Origin of the sequence: Pedobacter sp. KBW06 (genome assembly GCF_003852525.1) — a bacterium.
Lineage (GTDB): Bacteria > Bacteroidota > Bacteroidia > Sphingobacteriales > Sphingobacteriaceae > Pedobacter.
Genome location: NZ_QAJL01000004.1, coordinates 692,953 through 719,838 on the forward strand (window position 1 = coordinate 692,953; position 26,886 = coordinate 719,838).

The 26,886-nt window shown below is 42.2% G+C and carries 24 protein-coding genes; 5 read left to right on the forward strand and 19 right to left on the reverse strand.

All coding sequences use genetic code 11. The annotated features are described in order from the left end of the window. Nucleotides 1-78: 78 nt before the first annotated feature. The gene (locus DBR43_RS25195; RefSeq protein WP_124586008.1) at nt 79-978 is read left to right on the forward strand and encodes a bestrophin family protein; all 900 of its coding nucleotides are present in this window, start codon (nt 79-81) and stop codon (nt 976-978) included. A 4-nt stretch (nt 979-982) separates the two neighbouring features. Here DBR43_RS25195 and DBR43_RS25200 read toward each other — a convergent pair whose 3' ends face one another. The 6 genes from DBR43_RS25200 to DBR43_RS25225 form a co-directional block, all read right to left on the reverse strand. Then, entirely contained in the window at nt 983-2,038 is a 1,056-nt protein-coding gene (locus tag DBR43_RS25200) for a nucleoid-associated protein (RefSeq protein ID WP_124586010.1), read from the reverse strand. Between the two features lie 9 nt (nt 2,039-2,047). Then, nucleotides 2,048-2,827: a TerC family protein gene (locus DBR43_RS25205; RefSeq protein WP_124586012.1), complete on the reverse strand. Its 780-nt coding sequence runs from the start codon at nt 2,825-2,827 to the stop codon at nt 2,048-2,050. A gap of 101 nt (nt 2,828-2,928) precedes the next feature. Beyond that, nucleotides 2,929-4,248 (reverse strand): hypothetical protein, encoded by a 1,320-nt coding sequence (locus tag DBR43_RS25210; RefSeq protein ID WP_124586014.1) that lies wholly within the window; start codon nt 4,246-4,248, stop codon nt 2,929-2,931. After that, nucleotides 4,245-4,778 carry a hypothetical protein gene (locus tag DBR43_RS25215; RefSeq protein ID WP_124586016.1) on the reverse strand — a complete coding sequence of 178 codons (534 nt, stop codon included), beginning with the start codon at nt 4,776-4,778 and terminating at the stop codon, nt 4,245-4,247. The genes DBR43_RS25210 and DBR43_RS25215 overlap by 4 nt, the downstream gene beginning before the upstream one ends. Before the next feature lie 2 nt (nt 4,779-4,780). After that, nucleotides 4,781-5,326, reverse strand: coding sequence for an RNA polymerase sigma factor (locus tag DBR43_RS25220; protein WP_124586018.1), 546 nt, complete (start codon nt 5,324-5,326; stop codon nt 4,781-4,783). 186 nt (nt 5,327-5,512) lie between these two features. Further along, on the reverse strand, nt 5,513-6,652 hold the full coding sequence (locus DBR43_RS25225) for an agmatine/peptidylarginine deiminase (RefSeq protein ID WP_233603206.1): 1,140 nt from the start codon (nt 6,650-6,652) through the stop codon (nt 5,513-5,515). 285 nt (nt 6,653-6,937) lie between these two features. Here DBR43_RS25225 and aspS point away from each other — a divergent pair, with 285 nt between their 5' ends. After that, nucleotides 6,938-8,683: an aspartate--tRNA ligase gene (gene aspS, locus DBR43_RS25230; protein WP_124586020.1), complete on the forward strand. Its 1,746-nt coding sequence runs from the start codon at nt 6,938-6,940 to the stop codon at nt 8,681-8,683. Nucleotides 8,684-8,771: 88 nt separating this feature from the next. On the opposite strand, the gene DBR43_RS25235 is transcribed toward aspS, so the two are convergent. The 7 genes from DBR43_RS25235 to DBR43_RS25265 form a co-directional block, all read right to left on the reverse strand. Next, entirely contained in the window at nt 8,772-9,215 is a 444-nt protein-coding gene (locus tag DBR43_RS25235) for a hypothetical protein (protein WP_124586022.1), read from the reverse strand. Beyond that, nucleotides 9,199-9,582, reverse strand: a complete 384-nt coding sequence (locus DBR43_RS25240) for a phage holin family protein (RefSeq protein ID WP_124586024.1) — start codon at nt 9,580-9,582, stop codon at nt 9,199-9,201. The genes DBR43_RS25235 and DBR43_RS25240 overlap by 17 nt, the downstream gene beginning before the upstream one ends. 22 nt (nt 9,583-9,604) lie before the next feature. Then, the gene (locus DBR43_RS25245; RefSeq protein ID WP_124586026.1) at nt 9,605-9,871 is read right to left on the reverse strand and encodes a YtxH domain-containing protein; all 267 of its coding nucleotides are present in this window, start codon (nt 9,869-9,871) and stop codon (nt 9,605-9,607) included. A gap of 53 nt (nt 9,872-9,924) precedes the next feature. Next, nucleotides 9,925-10,977 (reverse strand): AI-2E family transporter, encoded by a 1,053-nt coding sequence (locus DBR43_RS25250; RefSeq protein ID WP_124586028.1) that lies wholly within the window; start codon nt 10,975-10,977, stop codon nt 9,925-9,927. A gap of 5 nt (nt 10,978-10,982) precedes the next feature. Continuing rightward, on the reverse strand, nt 10,983-12,383 hold the full coding sequence (locus DBR43_RS25255; RefSeq protein WP_124586030.1) for a sigma-54-dependent transcriptional regulator: 1,401 nt from the start codon (nt 12,381-12,383) through the stop codon (nt 10,983-10,985). Nucleotides 12,384-12,558: 175 nt separating this feature from the next. Further along, entirely contained in the window at nt 12,559-13,341 is a 783-nt protein-coding gene (locus tag DBR43_RS25260; protein ID WP_124586031.1) for an enoyl-CoA hydratase/isomerase family protein, read from the reverse strand. A 3-nt stretch (nt 13,342-13,344) separates the two neighbouring features. After that, on the reverse strand, nt 13,345-13,764 hold the full coding sequence (locus tag DBR43_RS25265; RefSeq protein ID WP_124586033.1) for a cobalamin B12-binding domain-containing protein: 420 nt from the start codon (nt 13,762-13,764) through the stop codon (nt 13,345-13,347). A gap of 80 nt (nt 13,765-13,844) precedes the next feature. Between DBR43_RS25265 and DBR43_RS25270 the strand changes: the two genes are divergently transcribed. Beyond that, complete coding sequence (locus tag DBR43_RS25270) at nt 13,845-15,506, forward strand: glutamine--tRNA ligase/YqeY domain fusion protein (protein WP_124586035.1); 1,662 nt, start codon at nt 13,845-13,847, stop codon at nt 15,504-15,506. A gap of 253 nt (nt 15,507-15,759) precedes the next feature. Here DBR43_RS25270 and DBR43_RS25275 read toward each other — a convergent pair whose 3' ends face one another. Then, nucleotides 15,760-16,593 (reverse strand): N-acetylmuramoyl-L-alanine amidase, encoded by an 834-nt coding sequence (locus DBR43_RS25275; protein WP_124586037.1) that lies wholly within the window; start codon nt 16,591-16,593, stop codon nt 15,760-15,762. A 138-nt stretch (nt 16,594-16,731) separates the two neighbouring features. On the opposite strand from DBR43_RS25275, the gene DBR43_RS25280 reads away from it, so the two are divergent. Both DBR43_RS25280 and DBR43_RS25285 read left to right on the forward strand, forming a co-directional pair. Then, nucleotides 16,732-18,414, forward strand: coding sequence for a dipeptidyl-peptidase 3 family protein (locus DBR43_RS25280; protein ID WP_124586039.1), 1,683 nt, complete (start codon nt 16,732-16,734; stop codon nt 18,412-18,414). A 249-nt stretch (nt 18,415-18,663) separates the two neighbouring features. Then, nucleotides 18,664-21,105 (forward strand): outer membrane beta-barrel family protein, encoded by a 2,442-nt coding sequence (locus DBR43_RS25285; protein WP_124586041.1) that lies wholly within the window; start codon nt 18,664-18,666, stop codon nt 21,103-21,105. Between the two features lie 5 nt (nt 21,106-21,110). Here DBR43_RS25285 and DBR43_RS25290 read toward each other — a convergent pair whose 3' ends face one another. From DBR43_RS25290 to DBR43_RS25310, 5 genes are read right to left on the reverse strand one after another with little or no spacing between them, the layout of a single operon-like run. Beyond that, on the reverse strand, nt 21,111-21,479 hold the full coding sequence (locus DBR43_RS25290) for a response regulator (protein WP_124586043.1): 369 nt from the start codon (nt 21,477-21,479) through the stop codon (nt 21,111-21,113). A gap of 14 nt (nt 21,480-21,493) precedes the next feature. Next, complete coding sequence (locus tag DBR43_RS25295) at nt 21,494-22,051, reverse strand: chemotaxis protein CheB (protein WP_233603207.1); 558 nt, start codon at nt 22,049-22,051, stop codon at nt 21,494-21,496. A 5-nt stretch (nt 22,052-22,056) separates the two neighbouring features. Further along, complete coding sequence (locus DBR43_RS25300) at nt 22,057-22,878, reverse strand: CheR family methyltransferase (RefSeq protein WP_124586047.1); 822 nt, start codon at nt 22,876-22,878, stop codon at nt 22,057-22,059. A gap of 6 nt (nt 22,879-22,884) precedes the next feature. Continuing rightward, entirely contained in the window at nt 22,885-23,253 is a 369-nt protein-coding gene (locus tag DBR43_RS25305) for a response regulator (RefSeq protein ID WP_124586049.1), read from the reverse strand. Nucleotides 23,254-23,281: 28 nt separating this feature from the next. Beyond that, entirely contained in the window at nt 23,282-26,878 is a 3,597-nt protein-coding gene (locus tag DBR43_RS25310) for a response regulator (RefSeq protein WP_124586051.1), read from the reverse strand. Nucleotides 26,879-26,886: the final 8 nt, after the last annotated feature.

The following is a 26,886-nucleotide window of genomic DNA, read 5'->3' on the forward strand; positions in this document are numbered from 1 at the left end:
AAAAGATATTTTCAGGCAAGGCAAACAATTAGTCTCTTTTGTTTGTAAATTGAAATCAAAACATCAACCCCAATACCTATGCTCATTGCTCAACACATCAAGCTCAGCAGAATCCTGATCAATACCTGGCAGGTGGATTTAATTATGATTGTTTCCTGCAGCATCACCTATTTTGCCAGAGAGTTTTTAATTACCCATAATCTGGACATTCCGGCAATCATTCCAAGTGTCCTGGGCACTGCGATTGCATTTTTTATCGGTTTTAACAACAACCAGGCTTACGACAGGTGGTGGGAAGCCCGCAAAATCTGGGGAATGCTCGTTAATGATTCCCGTTCCTGGGCCAGAAGCCTGATCAATTACGTGGATGAACACGAAGATTCGAAGCCACTGATCAAAAAAATGATCTGCAGGCACATCGCATTTTTGTATACGCTGAAGGGATCACTCCGCAATTACGACGACAACATTTACAGCAAATACCTGACCGCAGAAGAGCTTAAAGAAATTCAGCAGCAGAGCAATATGCACAATGCAATTCTGAATATCCAGTCGCGGGATTTGCAAATGTTATCTAAAAAGGGCTATATCGATGGTTTCCGTTTTATGGAACTGAACGAGCTGCTGGTCAATTTTTCTAACCAGATGGGGATGTCTGAACGGATCAAAAATACCATATTCCCAACCACCTACACCTATCTTACCAAGGTCTTCATCTGGTTGTTTGTTGTATCTATTACCCTTGTGATCAGTTCGTACGTAGAATATTGGTCGATTTTTATTGGCTGGCTGCTTGGCTTTGTATTTGTCTCCACACAAATTAACGGAATGGGACTGATCAATCCTTTTGAGAACAATTCTGCCTCCATTCCATTAAACCAGATCACCAGGACCATAGAGATCAACCTGTTGGAAATGCTGGGAGAAACCAACATTCCCGAACCTGTAAAACCTATTAATGATGAGTATGTCCTGTAAAGGACTACTCTTCTTCTCTGAAATATACTTTATAATAATTCATCGACTTATCGTCATCGAATCCTTTTTCGATGAGTTCCTTATCGCCATGAATATAGATGTGGAAGTTTTTATCCAGCTTTAAAACGCTTTTATATACCCTGGCCTGCTTTTTAACCGCAGCTCCGGAAATGTCAAAGGTATCCGCAATAGGGGTGTCAAACTCTTCCTCAAAGTTCTTTTTATAGCTTTTGAAAGATTCAATTCCTTCGGCATTTCCGATCACTTCATTTGAAAATTCCTCCAGGTCAAAGCTTTCTTTCTCCTTGAAGTATTTCATGGACTTGTTCAACAGGTCAATCTTATCTGCTTTAGAGATGTCAAATTCCTGGTCCAGCTTTTCGGTCACAAAGTTCTTATAAACCCCAAGCACGCTGCTGGTCTGGTTAAAGTTGTCATTTCTGATCTTTAACTTCAAAAATTCATCTTTCCAATATACGGCTTCCGCACTCCTGTTGGTCTGGTCAATCACCGCTACGCGGTAACCTTCTTCCTTATCGGTATTAAAGATCAGACAGCCTTTGTCCAGTTTATTGATGTTAATGGCATCCTCTTCATAGCCAAGGCCAAAACCACCTTCTTCAGGATATACCTTAAGGAAGGATTCTTTGGTTTCCGATTTAAAGATCCCGATGGCGTCATGAAGTTCTCCTTCGATCTGCACATTTTCAAAATAAGCAAGGTATAATTCGCCCGGTTTGATCTTAGGGTGTCCGGAAACATCATACAGGTATTTGGCCATTTCTATGCTGTTTTCATGAAAGGTCGTCCCATCTTCAAAAATCCTGGCTGCAAAATGATAAACTTCATTCAGGTTCAGGTCGTTGTTGGGATGAAAAAAGCGGTATACTTCATTCACTTTGGCATAAGGCCCCAGAAAATACTGCTGTAATAAATTACTGAGCATATTGTCTTTTATCGGAATAGACTTTTCAGACAACACATAGAATTCATCCTGAGATTTGTTCCCAATACGGTGTATAGACAGTTCGGCCAGAGCGGCCTCAAAAAAAGAAATCATACGGTATTTTTACTTGTTTTCGTGCGGAGTATTTCTAAGTTCAACAGGCTTTTTGCCTTTTTTCATTTTCAGGTTCAGCATTTCTACCAGTACTGAGAATGCCATTGCAAAATAAATATAGCCCTTAGGAATGTGCTGATCTAAACCTTCGGCCAACAGGGAAACTCCAATTAATAATAAGAAAGATAAAGCCAGCATTTTTACGGTTGGATGCTTGTTTACGAAATCGCTGATTGCAGATGCAGATACCAGCATAATTCCGACAGCAATCACTACTGCAGCAATCATGATCTCAATATGATCGGCCATTCCGACAGCGGTAATGACAGAGTCAAGAGAGAATACGATATCAAGAATCAGAATCTGGATGATAATTCCGATGAAAGAATGAACTTTTCCTTTGATGCCGGCCTCTTCCTCGCCTTCCAGCTTCTGATGAATCTCATGTGTACTTTTATAGATCAGGAATAATCCACCGATGATGAGGATCAGGTCTCTTCCGGAGATCGCCAGTTTGTCCAGCCATTCTTCATCGCTGATCCCGATCCAGTCTCCCACATTAAATAAAGGAGCGGTCAGTTTCATCACCCAGGTCAGGGATAACAACAGCAATACCCTGGTGATCATGGCCAGTCCCAAACCGACCTTCCGGGCTTTAGCCTGCTGTTCCAGGGGAAGTTTTCCTGCAAGGATCGATATGAAAACGATATTATCAATTCCCAAAACGATCTCTAATATGGTTAAGGTAAAGAGTGATATCCAGGCTTCAGGGCTGCTTAAAAGTTCCATTTTCTAAAAATAAATCAAGTCGCTAAGATATAAAAAAAGCTTGCTGAATTTATCAGCAAGCCTTCTCCTAATTGTATTTTTATCAGAATAAAATAGTCTTTTTAGTTAAAGGAGACCGAGCCGTAATCTGCTTTAATACTGATTTTAGCATTCCCTCCGTTTCCGATTTTACCACTATATTGTTTGGTATTGTCTTCGTCAACAATGGCCTTATATACTGCCGGCCCGGATTTAAATTTGCCGTAATTCGTCTTTACGTCAAAATCGGCATGGTAACCGCTGCCAAAGCCTAATGACACTCCGGCATAGTCTGCATCAATGATCAGGTTCCTGCATCCTGAATTCACCTGATCGATGATCAGTTTGTTATAGCCTACTTTGAAATTTCCATCTCCTTTCAATGTACCGACTTTAACATTGGCATACTGGCCTTTAATCACGAGCTTGTTCACAGCGGCGATAGAAATGTTGTTATACTGCTGTTTAACCGTCGCATTTCCATTGATTGTGCCGACCGTCACATTGACATATTGGGCGTCCAGCTCCAGATTATCAACGGAACCCAGGGTCAATCCCTGTCCATATTGTTGCTTAATGACCGCGTTCCCCCTGATCTTTTTAATGTCTACCCCAACGTATTGGGCATTCAGGTCCAAGGTCCCTACGGTGCCCAGGGTTAATCCTGAGCCATATTGTTGTTTGATGGTTGCTACATTAATTTCCTCTATATCTGCTTTACCGTACTGAACCGAAATGTAATTGTTATTGCTGTTCAGGCTTCCGGCAGTAAAGTTTCCGTATTGTACCTTTGCATAAAGAGGGCCTGAGAAATTGCCCATTGTCATGTTTCCATACTGCGTGCTCATCGATAAAGAATTTGATGCGGGCATATAGACCACATAATTTACCTTGACCTCTCTTTTCCAAACCATTTTTCCATTCCTGAAGCGGCTGCCATAGTTACCATCGCGGTTTCCCATATTGGTTTTAAAAGAAATCATATCCCCGCTTTTACCGGCCTCTATCGTGGTCTCATCCAATAAGCGCTGTGCTTCTCCATCCTGACTGCTATAGGTTTTGATGTCCACATCAACCCGGACTTCTCTTTTATCCCATATTTTGATCTGCACATCGCCATATCTGTTGCTCAGGTTCAGTTTATCACCACTGTCCATCGCAAAGGATTTAGAAAAAGTTTTTGACCGCGCCCCATCGTTCTGGTCGTCCTGAACAACTTCTTTCAGCTGGTCCAAAGGAACCGGAAGCGGCTCCGGCGAAATTGGTGCCCCCTGCAAATCTCCCCTTAAAGGCGTCAATACTGCAAGCTTTGGTCCCTTGCTTCCTTCCAATACATTAGATTGTGCCTGAGCGAAATTTGTAGCCAATACCAGGCTCGCTAACCCCCAAATTAACTTTTTCATATCTGATTTTCCTCATTGATTTGATTCACTTCGTTGATGATCGACAGCTGTTGGTTGATCACCTGCAACTGAAGTTCCAGATTTTTCACCATGGCCTTCACCACCACTTTCTGATTTGGACTATTTTGCAGCTCTTTTTTCAGCTGCTCATAATCGCTGTCCAGCTTGTTCAGATCCGCACTAAAATTAGCATACAAAGCCGGGTTCTTTTTCGCATAGGCCTGCAAACTGTCTTTTTTCTCTTCGATCAGACTGGCAAATTTCAGTTCTTTCTTTCCGTATACCGGGTTGATGTCTGCAATTTCCAGTTCTTTGCTACCCTGGTTACGATAAGTATAGATAAAAGTAAGTCCCATGATCAGGATCAAGGACGCAGCTATACCTAACCACAACGGCATTACCGATTTTTTTTTTATTTTTTCTTTGTCTAATGCGGCATCTATCCTGCCCCATAGCTGGTCTGACGGCGTTTTAAAATCAAACTCCTTCTTGTGTTCTTTAATGTACTCTTCAATACCCTTATTGTTCATCTTTATACTCCTCTCTTTACTAATAAGCTATTCAATTTTATTTTTGCACGCATATACTGGGTGCGGGAAGTACTTTCCGAGATTTTCAAAATATGAGAAATCTCTTCATGATCGTAGCCCTCAAAAAGATACAGTGTCAATACCACTCTATACCGGTCGGGAAGCTGTGTGATCGCTTCTCTGATCTCTTCCACTCTCCATTGCAGGTCATCGTCTTCATTTTCAGTTTCCTGCGGCACATCCACTTCTTCAATATTTACAAACTCCACTTTCCTTTTGCGGAGGTAATTGATGGATTTATTGATCACGATCTGTTTTAGCCACAGGCCAAAGGTCGTATCCCCTCTAAAGTTTTCTATCCGCGTAAATGCGTCCAGAAATGCTTCCTGTAAAACATCTTCTGCCTCATCGTCAAAGTTGACAATCCTCAGCGCCACGTTATACATAGCTTTAGCATACAATTTGTATATTTCAAATTGTGCTTTCCGGCTTCCCTGCCGGCACTCGTTCACGAGTGTGACGTGTTTATCGATGTATACAGTTTCCAATGTTTTCCAGTTCGCTATAAATGACAATTGATTTTTTGAAACGTTGCATCAAGAACAAAAATATTTTCAATATCAGCAGATAATTTCATTATACGCTGAAATACCGCCAGGAAAAAGGACAGATAAGTCCTGTTTTATCCCATCAGAACGGATAAGACAGGTTTATAAAGCGATCGGAATTCCTGGCTATTTAGGCTGCTGTTGCGTTACACAGTGAATCATTCCGCCATTGGCGTATAAATTCCTGACGTCAATCCCTACAACTTCCCTGTTTGGGTATAGTTTCTGAATGATGGCATTCGCAACAGCATCGTTGGGATCTTTATAGTTCGGCACCAAAACCACATTGTTTGCAATGTAATAATTGACGTAGGAGCCGGGATAATCCAGCTTTTTGCCATAGGCGGTCGTTACATTCTCCTGTGTCAGCGGCAATTTGACAAAATTGTATTTTTTCCTGTTTTTATTGGTCGACTTAAACAGTTTATTGATATCATTCTGAGGAACCTGCCATTCCAAAAGGTCATCCGGGCTCATCGTGACAATCGTGTTCTTGTCTGCGAAACGGGCAAAACCATCGATGTGCATGTCCGTAATTTCCAGACCGGCCTTCCCTTCCAGCCAGATAAAATTAGTGACCCCATAGTACCTGGTAAAAATCTCTTCTGCTTTTGCCTGGCTCATTCCCGGGTTGCGGTTCTTATTCAGGATGGCACTTTTAGTGGCCATCAATGTTCCGTTTCCATCAATTTCTACCGCTCCCCCTTCATTGATCATGACCTCATTTAAATCCAGATATTTTTTATTTTGATCCCGGGCAATGCGCTCCGGGATGTCATCACAGTTTTCAAATTCTGCCTTTTTCCCCCAGCCATTGAAGCCCCAGTCTTCAATCACCAGGTTTCCCTTCTGGTCTCTCGCATAAATCGGCCCGTTATCACGTACCCAGACATCATCCGTCTTGTAAACTTTGAAATCAATGTTCTTCAGCGAGATCTTATCCTCTTCGAGCATCTCTCTCACCCTTTCTTCTTCCTCATCATCGTAAACGATAATATGGACCTTTTCTCCCTCAGAAAGTGCGTCTGTCATGGCAATCCAGGCATCATCCAGTCTGTCCCGGTAGGCTTCACCATACTGATACTGATGTGGCCATTGCAGCCAGGTTCCTTCATGTGGCATCCCTTCTTCCGGCATCGTGTATAATATCTGAACAGATTTCTGCTCTGCAGCATGTTCTTTTGCAACAATGGTCCCTGCATCTGGTCTTTTCGCCCCTGAATAACAAAAAGCAATAAAAAAAGGCAATACATATAATGATTTCATAGTCTGGGAATTAAGTAAATATTTACGAAAGCATAAAACATACGGATTACAACCGCCTTAGTAAAAATACTTAAAAATAATGAACACCAACCTACTGATATAAAAAGCATTATCGTTCTTAACCCCCGAAATCATCAGGTCATTTTAAAACAAAAAACACCTGAGCGGCAAAATCCCTGAAGGCTGGGATACCGGTAACATATTTTCAATATCCCAAGCTAAATTCATTGTAGGTTGAAATATCCGGTTCAAAATCAATATTTTTGCTACTTAATACTTTTAATAATGTTAAGAACAACTACTTGCGGAGCTCTAGCTATTGAGAATTTAGGCGAAAATGTAATCTTGTGCGGCTGGGTACAAAAATCCAGGGATTTAGGAGGAATGACTTTTATTGACATTCGCGACAGATACGGAATCACCCAATTGGTTTTCAATATGGACGACAACCGGGAATTATGCGAGGCAGCACGTAGCCTGGGCAGGGAATTTGTAATTAAAGCCAGCGGCTTAGTCGTAGAACGCTCTAACAAAAACCTGAAAATGCCTACAGGTGAAGTAGAAATCAAAATCACTGCATTGGAAATACTAAACGCAGCGAAATTACCTCCATTCATGATTGATGATGAAACAGATGGTGGTGATGATTTGCGGATGAAATACCGTTACCTGGATTTACGTAGAAATCCGGTTCGTAACAATATGGTTTTACGTCATAAAATGGCTCAGGCGGTTCGTCGTTATTTAGATAACCTGGACTTTATTGAAGTAGAAACCCCGGTACTGATCAAATCTACACCAGAAGGTGCAAGGGATTTCGTAGTACCAAGCAGAATGAACGAAGGACAGTTTTATGCCCTTCCCCAATCTCCGCAAACCTTTAAACAATTGTTGATGGTATCCGGCTTTGACCGTTATTTTCAGATTGTAAAATGTTTCAGAGATGAGGATTTACGTGCCGACAGACAGCCGGAGTTCACACAGATTGACTGTGAGATGTCTTTCATCGAACAGGAAGATATCTTAAATACATTTGAGGGACTGATCCGTACCTTATTCAAAGACATCAAAGGTTTTGACCTTCCTGAAGTACCAAGAATGCAATATTCAGATGCCATGCGCCTTTATGGTTCCGATAAACCGGATACCCGTTTTGACATGCGTTTTGTGGAGCTGACCGAATTGGCTAAAGGAAAAGATTTCCCTGTATTTGACAATGCGGAACTGGTGATCGGAATCAATGCCACAGGCTGTGCTTCTTATACCCGTAAGCAACTGGACGAACTGACAGACTTTATCAAACGCCCGCAAATCGGTGCAACAGGACTGATCTATATGAGACATAACGAAGATGGCTCATTGAAATCATCTGTAGATAAATTCTATAATGAAGAAGAATTACAAAAATGGTCCGCAGCCCTGAATACCCAACCGGGAGATTTAGTGCTGATCATGGCCGGAGTACAGGATAAAGTACGCAAACAATTAAGTGAACTGCGCCTGGAAATGGGTACACGCTTAGGTTTACGTGATAAAAATAAATACAGTGCACTTTGGGTACTTGACTTCCCGCTATTGGAATGGGATGAGGAATCAGAACGTTACCATGCCATGCACCACCCTTTTACTTCTCCAAAACCGGAGGACATCGCCTTATTGGATACCAAGCCAGGCGAAGTAAGGGCAAATGCTTATGATATGGTGGTAAACGGTACCGAAATCGGTGGTGGTTCTATCCGGATCCATGACAGGACTTTACAGGCGCTGATGTTTAAACATTTAGGATTCTCTCCGGAAGAAGCGCAGAAACAATTTGGCTTCCTGATGGACGCTTTTGAGTTTGGTGCTCCTCCACATGGTGGAATTGCCTTCGGATTTGACCGCTTATGCTCAATTTTCGCAGGATTAGACAGCATCCGTGATGTGATTGCTTTCCCTAAAAACAATTCAGGAAGAGATGTCATGATCGACAGCCCTTCTACGATTGACGAGAAACAAATGAACGAACTAAAAATCAAATCAACGGTTTAATCTCCTGTTGAAACAGGATAACATGTTCATCCATAAAAAATGAAATGTTTATCCATAAAAAAAGGAAGCTTCAGGGCTTCCTTTTTTGTTAATAGGTTTCGCTATCCGGCGGAATGCCGTAATCCACGTATGCCGGAGTTGTTTCTTTATTTTTCTTTGTCTTGCTGAACCAGGATTTCACGGAATTGAATATCGCCGATAAATGCTCTGCGTCCAGCGTCTTTCCAACCTTACCTGATGCCAGGCCTACCAGGGCCTTAGTTACGAGGCCTGAGCCCTTAAAAAAGGTACTGTTCATCACCAAAGGAAGAATCAGTGACATCACCTTACTGCTGATGTTAAACTTATCGTCTATTTTAAGAAAGGCAGAAGGGGTTGCATATTTTTTAATAAATCCGCCTATGGTAAACTGGTGGAGGTATTTTTTAGAATCGCCAACCAGCGCATCTCCTTTAAAGCGATATTCTGCTTTAAGCAAACGCACCTGCTGGTGAAGGTCTTCCAGGTTATTGATGTTATACTTTCTGCTCATCTTCCTCTTCCTTATCTGCTAATTTATTAAAATAGCGTCTGATTGTAAAGTTAATTATGGCCTTTTCAATATACTTTTCTTTCGTAAAATAAACGATCATGGCCAATAGGATATAGATCAAAGCAACACAGCCAAAGCCTCTTGTATAGCTTCCCAGAACATCTGATAAAAACAGTGCTAAAGTAAAAGTACCAAACAGGAAAGCCAGCAGAAAACAAATGGCAACGGTGGCATTTGTCACCATATCGGCAAACATCTTGGAACCTCGCTCTACCAGGTATAGCCGGGTATATTCCAGGCGGGTATTGACATAACCTTTTGCATCCTCTACCAGGTCCTCCAGATCTTTTTCTTTATTTTCCTGCATTATCTTTGGTTTTAGGGGTAATTTATGCGTGCTCTACATCATCAGCAAACTCTTCTTCTGCCTGATGAAGTTTACTTTTTACAGAAGTCACCACTTTATCTTTCAGGTTCGCCAGGTTATTGATTTCATCTGCCGCTTTGTCTTTAATCGCATCACCAAGGTCTTTTAAAGACTGGCTCAACTTATCTCTTGTTTCACTTCCTTTTTCCGGAGCAAACAGTAATCCCAATGCCGCACCTGCAGCTAAACCGGCCAATAGCCCAATTAATACTTTTGAATTATCATTCATGACATTTAAATTTTGTGTTTAATATTTCCTTTATTGACTCTGGAATATACTGATTATAACGATTCCTGCTCAGAAATTGTTTTAATTCTTTCCAATCTTTCGGAGGCCATTGCGCTGGTTTCATATATTTTGATCATCAATATGAAGTACGACAATAACAGTGGACCGAAGACCAGACCCGATATTCCGAATAAGGGTATACCAATAACTACGCCAATTACCGTAATAATGGGGTGAATATTGCCAACTTTTTTCGCAATCATAAAACGAAGGACGTTATCAATATTGATAATCACCACAAATCCGAAAATCAGCATTGCCCAGGCGCCAAAGCTATTGCCATTGGCCATCTGGAGGAGTGCCGCCGGAACAAAGATGACCGGGGGTCCCAATACAGGGACGAAAGAGATAAAGGTGGTCATTACGCCCCAGAATAAAGGATCGGAGTAACCAAGTACATAGAATGACAAACTGACCAATGAACCCTGCACCACACAGATCAGGCCCTGTCCGAGCACATTTGCATAGGTCGTATTCCGCATCTCTTCCGCAAATCGGTAAGCATTCTGTTCGCGGAAAGGCGCATATTTTAGCAACGAACTTTCGAATTTTTCGTTTTCTATCAACATGAAATACAGCAGGAAATACATGATCAGCAGCCCCAGTACAATGTTAAATGCACCGGAGATCAAAGAAGGGAAAAGTTCTGTAGCCCAGGTTCCCGCTTTTTTCAGGCCATCTTCGATCAGGCTCTGAAAATCCCCTCCCACCGGAAGCAGGTGTTTCACTTTGAAAATCAGGTTTTTAAAATAGATATGGTCGCTCTGCAGTTCGGCAATCTTTTCAATCACCATTGTGCTGACCGCATAAAAAGGAAGAACGATCACCAGCACAGAAACAAATAACAGCAGAAGAGCAGAAAGGCGTTTATTCCATTTTCTCTCTTCTACCAGGTATAGGAATGCGGGTCGCAGAATGGTATACAACACCAGGGTTCCAAGGATAGAGCTAAAGATTCCCTGTAAGGAATAAGCAATTAAACACCCCATAACGATGATGATCAGCAGGGTGATGTTATTCCTTTGTTTGTAGTTGAATAATGACATGAACCTTAGGTTTCCAGATTGATTGCCCTCATTTTATTATACAGCGTCTTCCGGTCGATATTCAGGATTTTTGCCGCTTTGGTTTTGTTAAAGTTAACTTCTCTCAGCACTTTTAAGATGGCTTCATATTCTGCCTCTAAAGCTGCGTTTTTCAAGTCTCTGGGCTTTTCTGTCCGCGAAATGGAGCTTTCCATCGCAGAAGCTTTTGCATAGGTAGAGATCTCTAAAGGAAGTGCTTTTAACTGGATTTCCTGTGTTTCGGTAAGCAAGGTAGCCCTTCTAACCACATTCTTTAATTCCCGGACGTTTCCAGGCCAGTTGTAGGTTAAGAAACATTCTTCTACTTCTTCAGAGAAGCCCTGTACGTTTCGGTTCAGTTCCTGGTTTGCCACTTCCAAAAAGGTATTGGCAAAGACCATAATGTCACGTCCACGCTGACTCAATGGCGGAAGTGCAATGGAAAACTCATTGAAACGATGGTATAAATCTTCCCTGAACCTGCCTTTCTGAATGGCATTTGTCAGGTTTTCATTGGTTGCGACGATAATCCTCACATCCAGATCGATCTCTTTTGTACTTCCGATTCTTTTGATTTTACGCTCTTGTACAGTTCTGAGCAGGGCTGCCTGAATTTCATAGGAAAGGTTTCCTACTTCATCCAGAAAGAGGGTGCCGCCATTTGCCATTTCGAAATGGCCGATTTTGGTATAAAGTGCTCCGGTAAAGGATCCTTTTTCGTGTCCGAAAAATTCACTTCCTGCCAGTTCCTTGGTTAGGGAACCACAGTCCATCGCTACGAAAGGATTGTTCTTTCTTGGGCTGTTCAGGTGAATGGCCATGGCAACAGACTCTTTTCCTGTTCCGCTTTCGCCGGTCAGGATCACGCTGTAGGCCGTTGGTGCAACCAGCTGAATCTGCTTTAACAGCTCTTTGGAAGCCGCACTTTGTCCGGCAACGAAATTGTCCGTTTGATTGTAGATCTGCTTGCTTCCCTTTTGTTTAGGTGCTTCAGCAGGGGTTTCCATTCTATTTTCATTTAAAGCGGTTTGTGTATCAATCGCTTTATTGATGGTATTTAATATTTCATCCGGATACAGCGGCTTGGTGATATAATCGTACGCGCCCAGTTTGATGAGCTCCACAGCCAGCTTAATATCAGAATACCCGGTGATGATAATCACACCGGTACTTGGATAACTTTCCTTAATCTTGATCAGCATCTCCTTCCCATCGGTATCTTCCAAACGATAGTCACACAACACAAGGTCGTAACTTTCCTTTGCCAGATATTCCATCGCGGAAACACCGCTTGTAGCTGTTGAGACACTAAATGAATTTCGGGTTAAAAACTTAGATAGTAATAAACCAATGTTTATTTCATCATCAACAATTAATATTTTTCTCATAGGGAAATAAAATAGTTTACTGCATAATAATAGATAAATATAAATACATTTTTTAGTATGGGAAATATTTTCTACACTTTTAAATCTACCGACCTATAAAGAGGTCAGTATTCCGGCTATAGCAAAAGCCCATTGAAATGTGTTCAATGGGCCTTAAATACGTTATAAACAGGCTTTATTTACCTAAAAATGTGGGTTTCCTTTTTTCTAAAAAAGCAGTAGTACCTTCTTTAAAATCATTTGTATCAAAACACTTACCAAATTCTTTGATTTCAGTTTCAAAACCGTTTTCATCAAAAAGAAGTGAAGCGTTTACCGATCGGATTGCACTGGCAACAGCCAGTGGTGCGCGCAATTTTATCTTTGCCAGAATTTCTTCCACTTTTGACAAAAGCTCTGCTGCCGGAACCACGTAATTGACCAATCCGATTTTTTCGGCATGTGCTGCAGTGATCATATCCGCAGTGGTGATCATTTCAATGGCCCGTCCTTTTCCAACCAGTTGTGTCAATCTTTGCGTTCCTCCATAACCGGGGATCAGGCCCAGGGAAACCTCAGGCAAGCCCAGTTTAGCGTTATCTGAAGCGACACGGATGTGGCAGGCCATAGCCAGTTCCAATCCTCCGCCCAAAGCAAAACCATTGACCGCTGCAATCACCGGCTTCGGGCAATTTTCTATGGCATCAAATACGGTATGTTGTCCATTTCTGGCCAGATTTTCGCCTTCTTCACTGCTATAGGCAGCGAATTCCGAGATGTCGGCACCTGCAACAAAGGCTTTCTCCCCTGCTCCGGTCAATAACACCGCGCGGACTTCCTCACTCTGACCTGCAAAAGCAATCACCTCTGCCAGTTCGTTTAATGTCTCTTTATTTAAAGCATTTAGCTTTTGTTCCCTGTTAATGGTCACATAAAGCACTTGCGCCCTTATTTCTGATAAGATATTCTGATATGCCATAATCTAAAAGTTTCTGTTTTCGACAACCCAGCCTTTGATATAATTTACGATCGTTTCCATGGTGGTCCCCGGTGCAAACAATTCACCTACGCCGATGTCCTTGAGTTTCTTCATGTCACTTTCCGGAATGATTCCACCACCGGTGAGCAATACATCTTTGACCTCTTTCTGCCTCATGATTTCCACTATTTTAGGGAAGACTGTCATGTGGGCGCCGGAAAGAATCGAGATCCCTATGGCATCAACATCTTCCTGTAAGGCTGTGTTTACCACCATCTCCGGGGTCTGACGTAATCCGGTATAGATGACCTCCATCCCGGCATCTCTCAGAGAGGTTGCAATTACTTTAGCCCCTCTGTCGTGCCCATCCAATCCAACTTTAGCCACTAAAACCCTAATGGGCCTGTTTAATGTCTTGCTCATAAAATATACGAATAGTAGGCTGTAAATGTAAGTAAATTAGCGCTTTTATGTTAACTTTGAAGACTAAATTTACAGTTTTTATGAGTGAGGAAAGATCATTGAACTTTATTGAGGAGATCATTGAGAACGATTTAAGCAGCGGAAAATATGAAACGTTAATTACCCGTTTCCCGCCTGAACCCAATGGATATTTGCACATCGGACATGCGAAGGCAATCTGCCTGAACTTTGGTCTGACCAAGAAATATGGTGGCTATACAAACCTGAGGTTTGATGATACCAACCCGATAACGGAAAAAACAGAATATGTAGACAGTCAGCAACAAGACATTAAATGGCTTGGATTTGAATGGAAAAATGAGCTTTATACCTCAGATTACTTTGATACTTTATACGATTTCGCAGTTAAACTGATCGAAAAAGGCCTTGCTTATGTAGATGACAGCAGTGCTGAAGAAATTGCCGCATTGAAGGGTACACCTACTGAAGCAGGCAAAGACAGTCCGTACCGCTCGCGCAGTATTGCTGAAAACCTGGATCTTTTTGCCCGCATGAAAGCAGGTGAATTTGCAGATGGCGCACGTATTTTAAGGGCAAAAGCAGATATGTCCAGCCCGAATATGATCATGCGTGATCCGATCATTTACCGCATCAAACATGCAGAACATCACCGTACAGGCAACAAGTGGTGCATCTATCCGATGTATGACTTTGCACATGGACAAAGTGACAGTATCGAAACGATTACCCATTCCATCTGTACCCTGGAGTATGTATCTCACCGGGAATTGTACGACTGGTTCATTGAACACCTGGACATCTTCCCTTCCAAACAATATGAATTTGCCCGTTTAAACCTTTCTTATACGGTAATGAGTAAAAGAAAGCTCCTGCAACTGGTAAATGAAGGTGTGGTGAGCGGATGGGATGACCCACGCATGCCTACCATCAGCGGGTTAAGAAGAAGAGGATATACTCCGGAAAGTATCCGCGAATTCTGTGAAAGAATCGGAATTGCCAAAAGAGAAAACCTGATCGAGCTGAGCTTACTGGAATTCTGTGTTCGCGAACACCTGAACAAAACAGCAAACAGGGTCATGGCGGTATTGGATCCGATTAAACTGGTGATTACCAATTATCCTGAAGGACAGGAAGAAGTACTTCATGGAGAAAATAATCCAGAAGCAGAAGATAAAGGCGGCATCAGGGAGATTCCTTTCTGCAATGAATTGTGGATTGAACGTGAAGACTTTATGGAAGAGCCTGCAAAAAAATGGTTCAGACTGGCTCCCGGAGCAACTGTGAGACTGAAACATGCTTACATTGTAAAATGTGAAGATTTCCGTAAAGATGCGGAAGGAAATGTAACTGAAGTACATTGTACCTATATCCCTGAATCTAAAAGCGGCGAAGATACCAGCGGTATCAACGTGAAAGGAACGATACACTGGGTAAGTACGAAACATGCGAAAAGTGCAGAAATCAGAACTTACGACCGTTTATTTACAGTAGAATCACCGGATGCTGAAGAAGGAGACTTTAAGGATTACCTGAATCCAAACAGCGTTGACGTCATTAAACAAGCGTATATAGAGCCCTACCTTGCCAATGCTGATATCGATTCCAGATATCAGTTCATTAGAAAGGGATACTATTGTGTGGACAAGGATTCAACTCCTGAACACCTGGTATTTAACCGTACCGTTGGCTTAAAAGATGCCTGGGCTAAAGGAAATAAATAGTCTGGTTTAATTTTTAAACCTTGGACATTACCAAAAAGCCGGATCAACGTAAACGTGATCCGGCTTTTTTATGCTTCAGGTGTTCTTAGCAATTCCGTTGAAAATGCGTCCAGGTCCAATTGACTTGCCATTGATCCGTAATAGGGGGTTGATTGATCCCTGATAGATCCCCAGGGCCTATAAAGGGTCTTTTATAAATTACTTGCCGGTTTCAAAAACAGGAAAGCAATGTACAGTCAGCCCTAACGCAGGGTTATAAATATTTAGTGTACAGGTTATATAAGATCAGCTTATCTGTGGGTGTGAGTACCGGGATTATATCGGTTTGTACAAAATGGATTTTAAAGGCAACGATCGCAGAAGTAGGATTGCTGACATCATAACCAATCACCCTCAATGCCAGCTCAGCATTAAAATCTACAGGGGGCATTTTCAACACCTCGTCGTACCATAAACCAAATCCCTTTTTCGCTAAAACTTTCCAGGGAAAATTTAAAGGATCTACTTTTCGCCTTGGTGCGATATCCGAATGCCCGATAAAATTGGCGGTTGGAATGTTGTATCGCTTTTTCAATGCGCCAAGCAACTCAACCAAACTTCTCAGCTGTGCATCAGCAAAAGGTTCTTTACCGTTATTGTCAAGCTCAATCCCAATGGAGGAAGAATTCAGGTCGGCATCGTTGCCCCATTTCCCAACTCCGGCATGGTTTGCCCTCAGGTAATCGTTTACCATCTGCACCACCTTACCATCTCTTCCTACCACATAATGCGCACTTACTCCTGCCTTTTTATTGATAAAAGTTTTTACGGTTTGGTTCAATGAATCCTGAGCGGTATGGTGGATAATGACAAAATTAGGACGACGGATGCCGAAGTTAACGGAACCGATCCAGGATTGCTGCGCCGCGTCTAATGTCGCGACGGTTTGATTGGCAGGAGGTGTGGCCTTTACCATCTCTGCAAAGCCATTTACCTGATCCTTATATATTTTGTTCGTTGCGGCGTACTTATTCGAAGAACATGCTGCGAGCAGAAACATGGAGAAAATAAATAAGCTGCCCCGGGTAATTTTTTGCTGTTGTATCATAATAGAAGTATAGAACTGGTGAAATTACTATTTTTTACTAATTTAGTTGCCATCTTGTTAGGAGATCAACCAAAGGAGAGCGACGAAAATGCCTGCATTTGATGTAGCTTTGCATCGATAAAAAAACAAAAATTCAATATGAGAAACTTAAGCAAGTTAACGCTTATTATTGCCGGATGTGCCCTGGTTACAGGAATTTCTTCTTGTAGCAACCCAAATGGAAACACCAATACCACTGTTAAAGATACCAGTTCAGGTGAAGATAGTTTGCAACGTTATGTAAATGACCGGATCGCGATTTACGAAAAGGTTAAACTGAGCACCAACCTGAATGAATTATCTGCCAATGAACGTAAGATTTTACCTTTATTGATCCAGGCTGCCCAAATTATGGACGAGCTTTTCTGGAAACAGGCATATCCACAGCGTGACAGCTTATTGAGCACCATAAAGGATGAAAAGACAAAAGCTTTTGTCTGGATCAACTACGGGCCTTGGGACCGTTTAAACGGAGATAAACCATTCATTTCAGGGATTGGTGCAAAGCCGGATGCGGCCAGCTTCTACCCTGCCGGAATGACCAAAGCCGAGTTAGAGAAATCGGATGTGAAAGATAAACTAGGTCAGTATTCGGTGATAAAGAAAGACAGCACGGGAAAACTGAGCGCTGTTCCTTACCACGTTTTATATGCTTCAGAGCTACAAAATGCATCAGCATTACTTAAACAAGCGGCATTACTTGCGGAAGATGCGGGATTTAAAAAATACCTGAACCTGCGCGCAGATGCGTTGGTTTCGGATGATTATACCGCCAGTGATTATGCCTGGCTGGATATGAAAACCAATAACCTGGACATCATTATCGGCCCGATCGAAAATTATGAGGACAAATTGTTCAATGCCAGGGCTTCTTATGAGGCCTATGTATTGGTAAAGGATAAAGTATGGAGCAAACGCCTTGCAAAATATGTGAGCATGCTACCTCAACTACAGGAAGGACTTCCGGTGGATGCTAAATACAAAAAAGAAAAGCCGGGAACAGATTCGGAGTTAAATGCTTACGATGTCGTTTATTATGCCGGAGATTGTAATGCGGGATCAAAAACCATCGCTGTAAACCTTCCTAATGATGAGATCATTCAGCAAAAGAAAGGAACCAGACGCTCCCAGTTAAAAAATGCCATGAAAGCAAAATTTGATAAGATCCTTGTGCCAATTGCAAAAGAACTGATCGATAAAGACCAGCAGCAATACATCAATTTCGATGCTTTCTTTTCCAACGTGATGTTCCATGAAGTTGCACATGGCCTGGGAATCAAAAAAACCATTACCGGAAAAGGCTTTGTAAAAGAAGCGTTGCAGGAGCAATACTCATGGTTAGAAGAAGGTAAGGCCGATGTTTTGGGCTTGTATATGGTTACCGGATTGCTTAAAAAAGGAGAGCTGGAAGGCGATATCAAGACCTTTTATACCACTTATATGGCTGGAATCCTTCGTTCGGTAAGGTTTGGTGCAGCGAGTGCACATGGAAAAGCAAATATGCAATGTTTCAACTTCTTTAAAGAGAATGGCGCATTCATACGCAATGAAAACGGAACCTATAAAGTAGATTTCGCCAAATTTGAAACGGCGATGAACAAGTTAAGCAAACTGATCATTACGCTTCAGGGTAACGGAGATAAAGCTGCAGTAGAGAAAACACAAAAAGAGAAAGCCGTGATTAGCGCAGAACTTCAAAAAGATTTAGACCGTCTGACTCAAAAAGGCATTCCTGTGGATGTGATCTTTGAGCAGGGCGTAGACGTTCTTGGCGTAAAATAAACCCGTTAAAATTCATAAAAGAGGCCATCAGTATCACACTGATGGCCTTTTCTTTTTTATGCGCCACTCAGGCAATTTATTTGCAATAAAATCAATTATTTGTAACGTTTTGATTTTTTTACCGTCTTAACTATAGAAGCAACAGAAAACCATCTGTTTTAAAAACGCCCTGATTTTTCTTCATTAACATGGAGTGTGATTTTACGCTATGGGGATTTTGCGTGCTTTTTTTTAAACAGACCAGAACTCATGAAAACACTTTATTTAAATCTATTTTTTCTCTTTATCAGCTCAGGAATAGCCATGGCACAAGATAGTGCCGTTCAGGCCACCGTTACCGGAGCGGTCACCGATGAGCAAAAGAAACCTTTGGATTATGCAACAGTGGCCTTGTTTAACCAGGCGGATTCCTCCCTTGTAAGATCAGCCATTACAGACGCTTCCGGAAAATTTCAGTTTCTGCAAATCAAACCCGGAAATTATTACATAAAGTCTTCTCTGATGGGGTATTCTACTTCAAAAAGCGAGCTTTTTAAAATAGATGCAAAAAACCTTCATATCAAGCTTCAGGACCTTCGTTTAAATTCAGGGAGTAAAGACCTCAGCGAAGTTAAGATTACGGCTGTAAAGCCTTTATTTGAGCGAAAAACAGATAAACTGATCATGAATGTAGAGAACAGCAGTTTGATGACCGGAAGCACCGCCCTGGAAGTCCTCGAAAAGGCGCCAGGCGTGACGGTAGATCAGAATGACAACATCTCTATGCAAGGCAAACAGGGGGTAATGATTCAGATCGATGGAAAGCAAACGTATATGAGCAATGCAGACGTGAGCAACCTCCTCAGAAGCATGCAAAGTTCACAGATAGAAAGTATTGAACTGATTACCAATCCCTCCGCCAAATATGAGGCTGCAGGAAATTCCGGCATCATCAATATTAAAACCAGGAAAAGTAAAAATGGCGGAACCAACGGGAGTCTTTCCGGAACTTTGGGTTATGGTCAGAACCTGAATGAAAACGCCAGTTTAAACTTAAACCACCGTTCGGAAAAAGTAAATCTTTTTGGGAACTATAATTTTGGCGGGACCAAGCGGAACCAGGATATGACCATTGACCGTATTGCCGGGAAGGAAGGCACCCCAAAAACCTATTTTGAACAGTCATCAACGGATCAGCGTAAGAATAACAGTCATAATTTTAAGGCGGGAATGGATATTTTCCTGAATAAAAACAATACACTGGGGGTTTTATTCAGTGGTTATGCCAATACCTCAGATGACCTGATGGACAATAATACCTGGATTGGCCGCTCTTTCGGTCAGCCTGACTCTGCGGTACTCGCCAAAAACGTCATTCATAGTAATTACCAGAATTATGCTTATAACCTTAATTATAAATCCGTTCTGGATACTTCCGGACAGGAAATTACTGCGGATCTGGATTATTCACGTTACCATTCCGGCGACGATGCCAATTATGTCAACCGCTTTATATACGCCGATGGGTCAGAACTCAAGCCCACCAGCTTCCTCAGGAACCAGAGTCCTTCCAGGATCAATATTAAAGCCTTTAAAGTGGATTATACCCTGCCCCTGAATAAGACCATGAAATTGGAAACCGGAATTAAAAGCAGTTCGGTAGAGACGGACAATAATTTTATCGCCGAAGAACTGAAGGATAGTCAATGGAAAAACGATCCGCTCCGCAGCAACCGGTTTATTTACGATGAAAATGTGAACGCAGCCTATTTTAACCTGAGCAAACAGTTTAAATCCACCAGTGTTCAATTGGGATTGCGAGCAGAACAGACCAACTCCAAGGGGAATTCCATTACGGAAAACAGGATTACCAAAAGATCATATCTGGACTTTTTCCCCAGTGTATTCGTCAATCAAACCCTGACTAAAGACCAGACAATCGGCGTATCTTACAGCAGAAGAATAGACCGTCCGAGTTATGATGCACTGAATCCATTTATCTATTACCTTGACCAGTATACTTATAACCAGGGAAATCCCTTCCTCAACCCTCAGTATACCCACAATTTCGAAGCAAATTACACCCTTAAACGCTATTCTCTCAGCCTGAACTATAGTGTAGTGAAAGATGTCATTACGGAAGTACTCCTGCCTAACGAAGAAAAAAAGGCGCTGTTCCAGACCAATGCCAACCTTGCCAGGAACGTTGTTTACGGAGCGAATTTCAATGTGCCCATCAGCATTTTTAAATGGTGGCAAACCAATAACAACCTCAATGTGTTCCATTTGAAATTTAGCACTCCGGATCTGGCAGGGAAACCTTTAAATACCTCCAAAAGCTCTTTTGTCATTAAATCACAGCATACTTTTATCATCAATCCGGATCTGAATGCAGAACTGAGTGCGAGGTATGAGTCCCCGCTGGAATATGGAACTTTATCTATTGGGGAACGTCATGGCATAGACATCGGCATGAGCAAGTCGCTGATGAATAAGAAAATCAATATTAAACTCGCTTTAAGTGATGTTTTCAATACCCAGGTTACCCGTTTGAGCAGTACCCTTCCGGGGCTCAGCTATAAGCTCTACCAGAAAAATGAAACCCGTGTGGCCAGAATCACCTTCTCCTATAAATTTGGCAAGAATGAACTTAAGCCCGCAAGGAAAAGGGTTACCGGAGTAGAAGAAGAAAAAGGCAGAATGAAGAATTAAGAGGCTTAGAGTCCCAGGTGCTTGTTGATGATGTTCTCCAGCTCCTGAATGTCAAATGGCTTTGATAAATAACCATCAGCACCTGCCTGTTCGGCCAATGACTTTACATCGTTGTTGGCCGTAAAATAAATCACCGGAATGCCTTTTAAGGTCGGATGTCCTTTCAGCTCCCTGGTCGCATCAATTCCTCCAACATCGGGCAGCCAGTTGTCCATAAAGATGATATCCGGCATATAGGCCATTACCTGATCTACAATCTGATTAGACGTGGATGATGTTTTAATCTCAAATCCTGCATCTTCCAGGATAATCGTACATAACTCTAATATGTCAGCGTTATCATCAAATACAAAAACCTTTTTTGAGTTCCCCATTTATTTTTTTTAATCTAGCGCAGTAAATTTATAAATTCTGCAACATCTTCTATGCGTAAAATGCGATCTATTTCAACATGTTTCTTTGCCTGTTCCGGCATGTAAGCAACTTGTGCGGATTCCGGATCCTGAATAACCGCCTTTCCCGCCCATGCTTTGACTGTTTTCAGTCCTTTTACCCCATCGGCATTTGAACCGGAAAGCAACAGGCAGACCAGTTTATTTTTATAGGCTTCCGCAGCGGTTTGAAAGGTCACATCTATTGCCGGCCTGGAATAATTTACTTTTTCAGAGTAATCCAAAGAAAAGGTACGGTCCATTTCGATCAGCAGGTGATAGTCTGAAGGTGCAATATATACTGTTCCTGCAACAATTTTTTCTTTCTCATCTGCTTCTTTCACAATGAGTTTTGTCCTGGAAGACAACAGATCGGGCAATAGTGAGTCTGCGCCATGTTTCCGGTGGATCACAATGATTATTGGAAAAGGAATATCAGGCTGAATTTCCGGAAGCACTTTTAACAGTACATCCAGGCTTCCCGCAGAACCTCCTATAATAAATGCGTCACACATGCTCATCAGCTAACTTTCCTCCATATTTTATTGGCAGGCAGCCGTTTATATTTTTTATTAATCGGAGAAAAGTCTATCGTCTCCTTCGTTCCCAATGCCAGGTAGCCCAGGTCTTCCAGGCTTTCGTCAAATAATTCCAGCACATTGTTCTGAAGGTCCCGGTCAAAATAAATCAGGACATTCCTGCAAAGGATCAGCTGAAATTCATTAAAAGAATGGTCTGAGACGAGGTTGTGTGTAGAGAAGATGATTTTGCTTTTCAGCTCCTCATCAAACTTTGCAAGGGAATAATTCGCACTGTAATAGCCGGAGAAATCCATCGTTCCACCAGCAGCAATATAGTTTTCTGAATATTGTTTCATCTGTCCCAGTGAAAACATTCCCTGAGCAGCCTTTTCCAGGACTGAGGGGTTTAAATCTGTCGCGTAAATCAGCGATTTATGCAGCAGGTTCAGTTCCTTTAAAACGATGGAAATGGAATACGCTTCTTCTCCCGTCGAACAGCCCGCAAGCCAGATCCGGATAAAAGGATATGTTCCAAGTTTCGGAAGAACGGTTTCCCTCAATGTTTTAAAGAACTGAGGATCCCGAAACATTTCTGTCACATTTACGGTAACCTGTTCTACGAAACGCTTAAAGTAGGCAGAGTCGTTGTTCACTTTATATCGAAATTCGGCAAAACTCAGGGCTTTATCCAGGGAATAAAGCCTGATGATCCTTCTTTTTAATGATGCTCTGGAATATCCGGTAAAGTCGTAGCCATACTGTTCCAGAAGATCTGAAAGCAGGATTTCGACTTGTTCATCATTTACAACAGGTAATTCCAAATTTCCTTAGATATACTGGGTAAGCAAGCGGGTTAATTCCTCTACATTTATTGGCTTGGAGACATAGCCCACTGCGCCTGCATTGATACAGCGCTCTCTGTCGCCGACCATGGCTTGTGCCGTGACTGCAATGACCGGAATATCTTTCAATTCAGGATGGTCATTCATTTCTGCCATTGCCTGATATCCGTCCATTCCCGGCATCATCATATCCATTAATACCACTGCAATTCCTTTCTCTTTTTTCAAAAGGTCAAGGCCTTCTTCTCCTCCGGTTGCAGAGACACATTTATATCCTTTTGCTTTTAGCACTGCTGACAGGGCAAAAATATTCCTGTTGTCGTCGTCTACTATTAATATTTTATTATCGGCCATATATTTAAAAATACGGTAAATATTCTACTTAAACTTTATCGTAAAGCCAAACCCTTAATAAAGAAATCAACTGGTCGATATCTACGGGTTTAGAGATGTAATCGGAGGCACCTGCGGCGATGCATTTCTCACGGTCTCCCATCATTGCTTTGGCAGTAACAGCCAAAACAGGCAAATGTTTGTAAGCATTGATCTTTCTGATTTCCCTTGTGCTCTCATATCCGTCCATCTCCGGCATCATCATGTCCATGAGCACAATATCTACCAGTGGATTTTCCCTGAGGATCTGCAGGGCTTCTTTTCCGTCTGTAGCGGCCAATACTTTCATCTTGTGCTGCTCGAGGGCTTTGGTGAGTGAAAAGATATTCCGGACATCGTCATCCGCAATCAATACGGTTTTATTGTTCAGCACTTCATACAGCCCTCCCAGTCGGTCGGACATTGGTTTTTTAGCTTTTCCTTCTATTTGTTTTTCCTCCACCAGGTGCAGAAAAAGCCCTGCTTCATCCAGAATTCTCTGGTAAGAATGTGCAGTTTTTACGACGATAGAATCGGCATATTGTTTAATTCTGATTTCTTCGCCTTTAGAGAGGTTTTTACCCGTAAAAATGATGATCGGCAGATTTTCCAGTCCTTCGCTTTTTTTAATCGTTTCCAATGTCTCATAAGCATTTTTATCCGGGATGCCCATATCCAGGATGACACAGTCTACTTCCTTTTTATGGAGTGCCCCGATACTTTGTCCGACATTATTGACTACTTCTGTCTGAATGTTGTAATTGCTTAAAAAGTAGCTCAATGCTTCTGCGTGTTGTTTATTTTCTTCGACGATCAGCACTTTCTTCGGCGACCGGCTCAATGCATCTTCCAGTTTCTGAAAGATATTTTTCATTTGTTCCAGTGCGACCGGTTTATTGATAAAATCAACCGCTCCTTTTAAAATGCTTTCTTTCTTTACTTCCAGCGAAGACATGATGTGTACCGGGATGGGCTTTGTTGCCGGATTGGACTTCAATTCTTCCATCACCTGCCAGCCGTCTTTCACCGGCAACTGGATGTCGAGTAATATGGCCAGGGGCTTGTATTGATGAGCCAGCTCGATGCCGACATCCCCTCTTACGGCTACAATTCCTTTATAATCTCTTTTTCTGGTAAAGGTTAAAAGTGTTTTGGCGAAATTGGTATCATCTTCAATGATCAGAATGACCTTGTCTCCCTGCTGAATGTCATGTCGGTCATCTTCGATTTCCTGGGGAATCTTATCTACCGTAAACCGCTCCTCCTGCGATTCCATTACTTTTTCGACATAGGGCAGCGGGCTGATCAACTCTTCCTCTACGTTATGGTTGATGGCATCTGCCTGCTTTACCGGTAAAATAAGGGTAAACTCACTTCCAACATGCTCCTTGCTGCTCAGTTCAATCTCACCACCCAATAGTTTGGCCAGCTCCCTGCTGATGGACAAGCCCAGTCCTGTACCTCCAAAATTGCGGCGGGTAGAACCATCCGCCTGCTGGAAAGCCTCGAAGATTAGTCCTTGCTTATCGGCAGGAATGCCGATTCCGGTATCTGTGACCTTAAAGAAGATGAACTTATAGGAATCGTCTTTTTTGATCGTCAGGCTAACGGTTCCTTTACCGGTAAACTTAATAGCATTAGAAAGCAGGTTTTTCAGCACTTGCTCCAAACGCATCTTATCTGTATTGATATTTGGCAGTCCTTCTTCCGTTTCCACAATCAGCTGCAGTTTTTTATACTCTGCCAGCGGTGCAAAAAGGGAACGCATGTCGGTAGAGACTTCTTTCATGCTGACTTCTGCAAACTCCAGTTTCATTTTTCCTGCCTCTATCTTGGAAAGGTCCAGGATTTCATCGATCAATGCCAGTAATCCCTGGCCCGAGCTCTGAATCACTTCCGCATATTCAATGTATTCCGGATCCAGCTCTTTATTGTCGGACATCAGCTTGGACAACAACAGGATTGAATTTAAAGGCGTTCTCAATTCATGAGACATATTGGCTAAAAATTCCGATTTGTATTTGGTGCTCTGCTCCAGCTGTTCTGCTTTATGCTGAATGTCCATGTTTCTTTCCTGGATCAGCTGGTTTTTTTCCTCCAGCAGGCTCGTCCGCTCTTCCAGCTCCTGGTTGCTCTGCAACAGTTCTTCCTGTTGCACCCTTAACTCTTCCTCAGAAGTCTGAATTTTTTGAGTCTGGGCTTCCAGTTCTGCATTTAATCCTTCCAGTTCACTGTGTTGTGCCTGTAATTCTTCTGCCTGAGCCTGGGTTTCTTCCAGGAATTCCTGCAGTTTTTTTCTGTTTTGAGAAACATGGATTGCGATTCCGATGTTGACAGAAATGTTATTTAAAAATTCAAGTTGCAGGGGGGTAAAGGTATTTAAAGAACCTAACTCTATCACGCCAACGACTTGTTCGTTCCGCAATACCGGTACAGCAACGACATTTTTTGGTCTGGTATTCCCAGCGGCATAACTGATGGTCATCTCCTGATCAGGAATGTCATTGATCAGGATTTGTTTCGCAGATTTCCATACTTGTCCGGCCAGGCCTTCTCCCTGCTTCAGCAGACTTCTTTTGTCCTGATTTAACAGGGCATACCCTGCTATTTGTTCCAGATGGCTTTCGTCTTCCAACAGATAAAAAGCTGCCACATGACTTCGGGTATGTGAAACAATGCTTTCTAAAATGTCATTTGCGAGTTCTGGAACATTCTTTTCACCAACCATCTGGTCGTTCAAACTGGCGATTCCTGATTGTAGCCATTCTTTATCTTCCAGCAATGCGAAAGAATACTGTAAGGATTCGGCCATGGAATTCAGCGAAACTGCCACTTTTCCAAGGTCATCTTTTTGATCCTGATCCAGTCTGACGTGATAATCTCCTTTTGAAATCTGTGCGGCAAGGTCACGGATCATTTTCACTCTCCGTTCCACTTCCTTATTCACCTCTTTCAGCTCCTCTTCCAGTTTCAGTCTTTCATTAAAATCGGTAGAAACCCTGCGGTAAAAGAAAATGGTAATCAGGATGGCCAACAGCGCGGCAATGACAATGAGAATTGGGGTATAACCGGCCAGTTTATTCAAATCCGAAGTACGGTCTTCCAGCAAACGCTTTTCTTCCGTTTCCATACTCTTAATTACTGCACGGGCACTGTCCATATAGGTTTTACCATTGAGCAATTCAGAGACTGTTACATTTCCTCCACGCTTTTTGATGTCAATTGTCCTTGCAAGAATGTTCATGCGCTCTTTAATGAGCTCATTTAACCTGACTACATTCTTTTGCTGAACAGGATTATCCCGGGTCAGCACGGCCACATTTTCCAGCAGAGAGACGGAGCGTTCAGTAGCCCCGTTATAGGGGTCTAAAAAGACCTGATCACCTGTTAACAGAAATCCACGTTGTCCGGTTTCGGCATCTTTCAGGGTAGAAATCACTTCCTCCAGGCCATTGATCACTTCATTGCTATGCTGCACCATTTCAGAGCTCTGAATGAGGCTTCTGATGCTGTTATATGAGGCCAGCGAGCTGATAAACAGCAAGAGCAGTGACAGCCCTAATCCAACACGCAGGTTTCCTTTTAAAGATTTTTGCTTATTTTGCATACTGAGGT

What these genes read in the sequence shown, in the direction of transcription:
- DBR43_RS25195 (WP_124586008.1), top strand. Translation starts at nt 79, where the DNA reads ATGCTCATTGCTCAACACATCAAGCTCAGCAGAATCCTGATCAATACC.
- DBR43_RS25200 (WP_124586010.1), bottom strand. Translation starts at nt 2,038, where the DNA reads ATGATTTCTTTTTTTGAGGCCGCTCTGGCCGAACTGTCTATACACCGT.
- DBR43_RS25205 (WP_124586012.1), bottom strand. Translation starts at nt 2,827, where the DNA reads ATGGAACTTTTAAGCAGCCCTGAAGCCTGGATATCACTCTTTACCTTA.
- DBR43_RS25210 (WP_124586014.1), bottom strand. Translation starts at nt 4,248, where the DNA reads ATGAAAAAGTTAATTTGGGGGTTAGCGAGCCTGGTATTGGCTACAAAT.
- DBR43_RS25215 (WP_124586016.1), bottom strand. Translation starts at nt 4,778, where the DNA reads ATGAACAATAAGGGTATTGAAGAGTACATTAAAGAACACAAGAAGGAG.
- DBR43_RS25225 (WP_233603206.1), bottom strand. Translation starts at nt 6,652, where the DNA reads ATGAAATCATTATATGTATTGCCTTTTTTTATTGCTTTTTGTTATTCA.
- aspS (WP_124586020.1), top strand. Translation starts at nt 6,938, where the DNA reads ATGTTAAGAACAACTACTTGCGGAGCTCTAGCTATTGAGAATTTAGGC.
- DBR43_RS25235 (WP_124586022.1), bottom strand. Translation starts at nt 9,215, where the DNA reads ATGAGCAGAAAGTATAACATCAATAACCTGGAAGACCTTCACCAGCAG.
- DBR43_RS25240 (WP_124586024.1), bottom strand. Translation starts at nt 9,582, where the DNA reads ATGCAGGAAAATAAAGAAAAAGATCTGGAGGACCTGGTAGAGGATGCA.
- DBR43_RS25245 (WP_124586026.1), bottom strand. Translation starts at nt 9,871, where the DNA reads ATGAATGATAATTCAAAAGTATTAATTGGGCTATTGGCCGGTTTAGCT.
- DBR43_RS25250 (WP_124586028.1), bottom strand. Translation starts at nt 10,977, where the DNA reads ATGTCATTATTCAACTACAAACAAAGGAATAACATCACCCTGCTGATC.
- DBR43_RS25255 (WP_124586030.1), bottom strand. Translation starts at nt 12,383, where the DNA reads ATGAGAAAAATATTAATTGTTGATGATGAAATAAACATTGGTTTATTA.
- DBR43_RS25260 (WP_124586031.1), bottom strand. Translation starts at nt 13,341, where the DNA reads ATGGCATATCAGAATATCTTATCAGAAATAAGGGCGCAAGTGCTTTAT.
- DBR43_RS25265 (WP_124586033.1), bottom strand. Translation starts at nt 13,764, where the DNA reads ATGAGCAAGACATTAAACAGGCCCATTAGGGTTTTAGTGGCTAAAGTT.
- DBR43_RS25270 (WP_124586035.1), top strand. Translation starts at nt 13,845, where the DNA reads ATGAGTGAGGAAAGATCATTGAACTTTATTGAGGAGATCATTGAGAAC.
- DBR43_RS25275 (WP_124586037.1), bottom strand. Translation starts at nt 16,593, where the DNA reads ATGATACAACAGCAAAAAATTACCCGGGGCAGCTTATTTATTTTCTCC.
- DBR43_RS25280 (WP_124586039.1), top strand. Translation starts at nt 16,732, where the DNA reads ATGAGAAACTTAAGCAAGTTAACGCTTATTATTGCCGGATGTGCCCTG.
- DBR43_RS25285 (WP_124586041.1), top strand. Translation starts at nt 18,664, where the DNA reads ATGAAAACACTTTATTTAAATCTATTTTTTCTCTTTATCAGCTCAGGA.
- DBR43_RS25290 (WP_124586043.1), bottom strand. Translation starts at nt 21,479, where the DNA reads ATGGGGAACTCAAAAAAGGTTTTTGTATTTGATGATAACGCTGACATA.
- DBR43_RS25295 (WP_233603207.1), bottom strand. Translation starts at nt 22,051, where the DNA reads ATGTGTGACGCATTTATTATAGGAGGTTCTGCGGGAAGCCTGGATGTA.
- DBR43_RS25305 (WP_124586049.1), bottom strand. Translation starts at nt 23,253, where the DNA reads ATGGCCGATAATAAAATATTAATAGTAGACGACGACAACAGGAATATT.
- DBR43_RS25310 (WP_124586051.1), bottom strand. Translation starts at nt 26,878, where the DNA reads ATGCAAAATAAGCAAAAATCTTTAAAAGGAAACCTGCGTGTTGGATTA.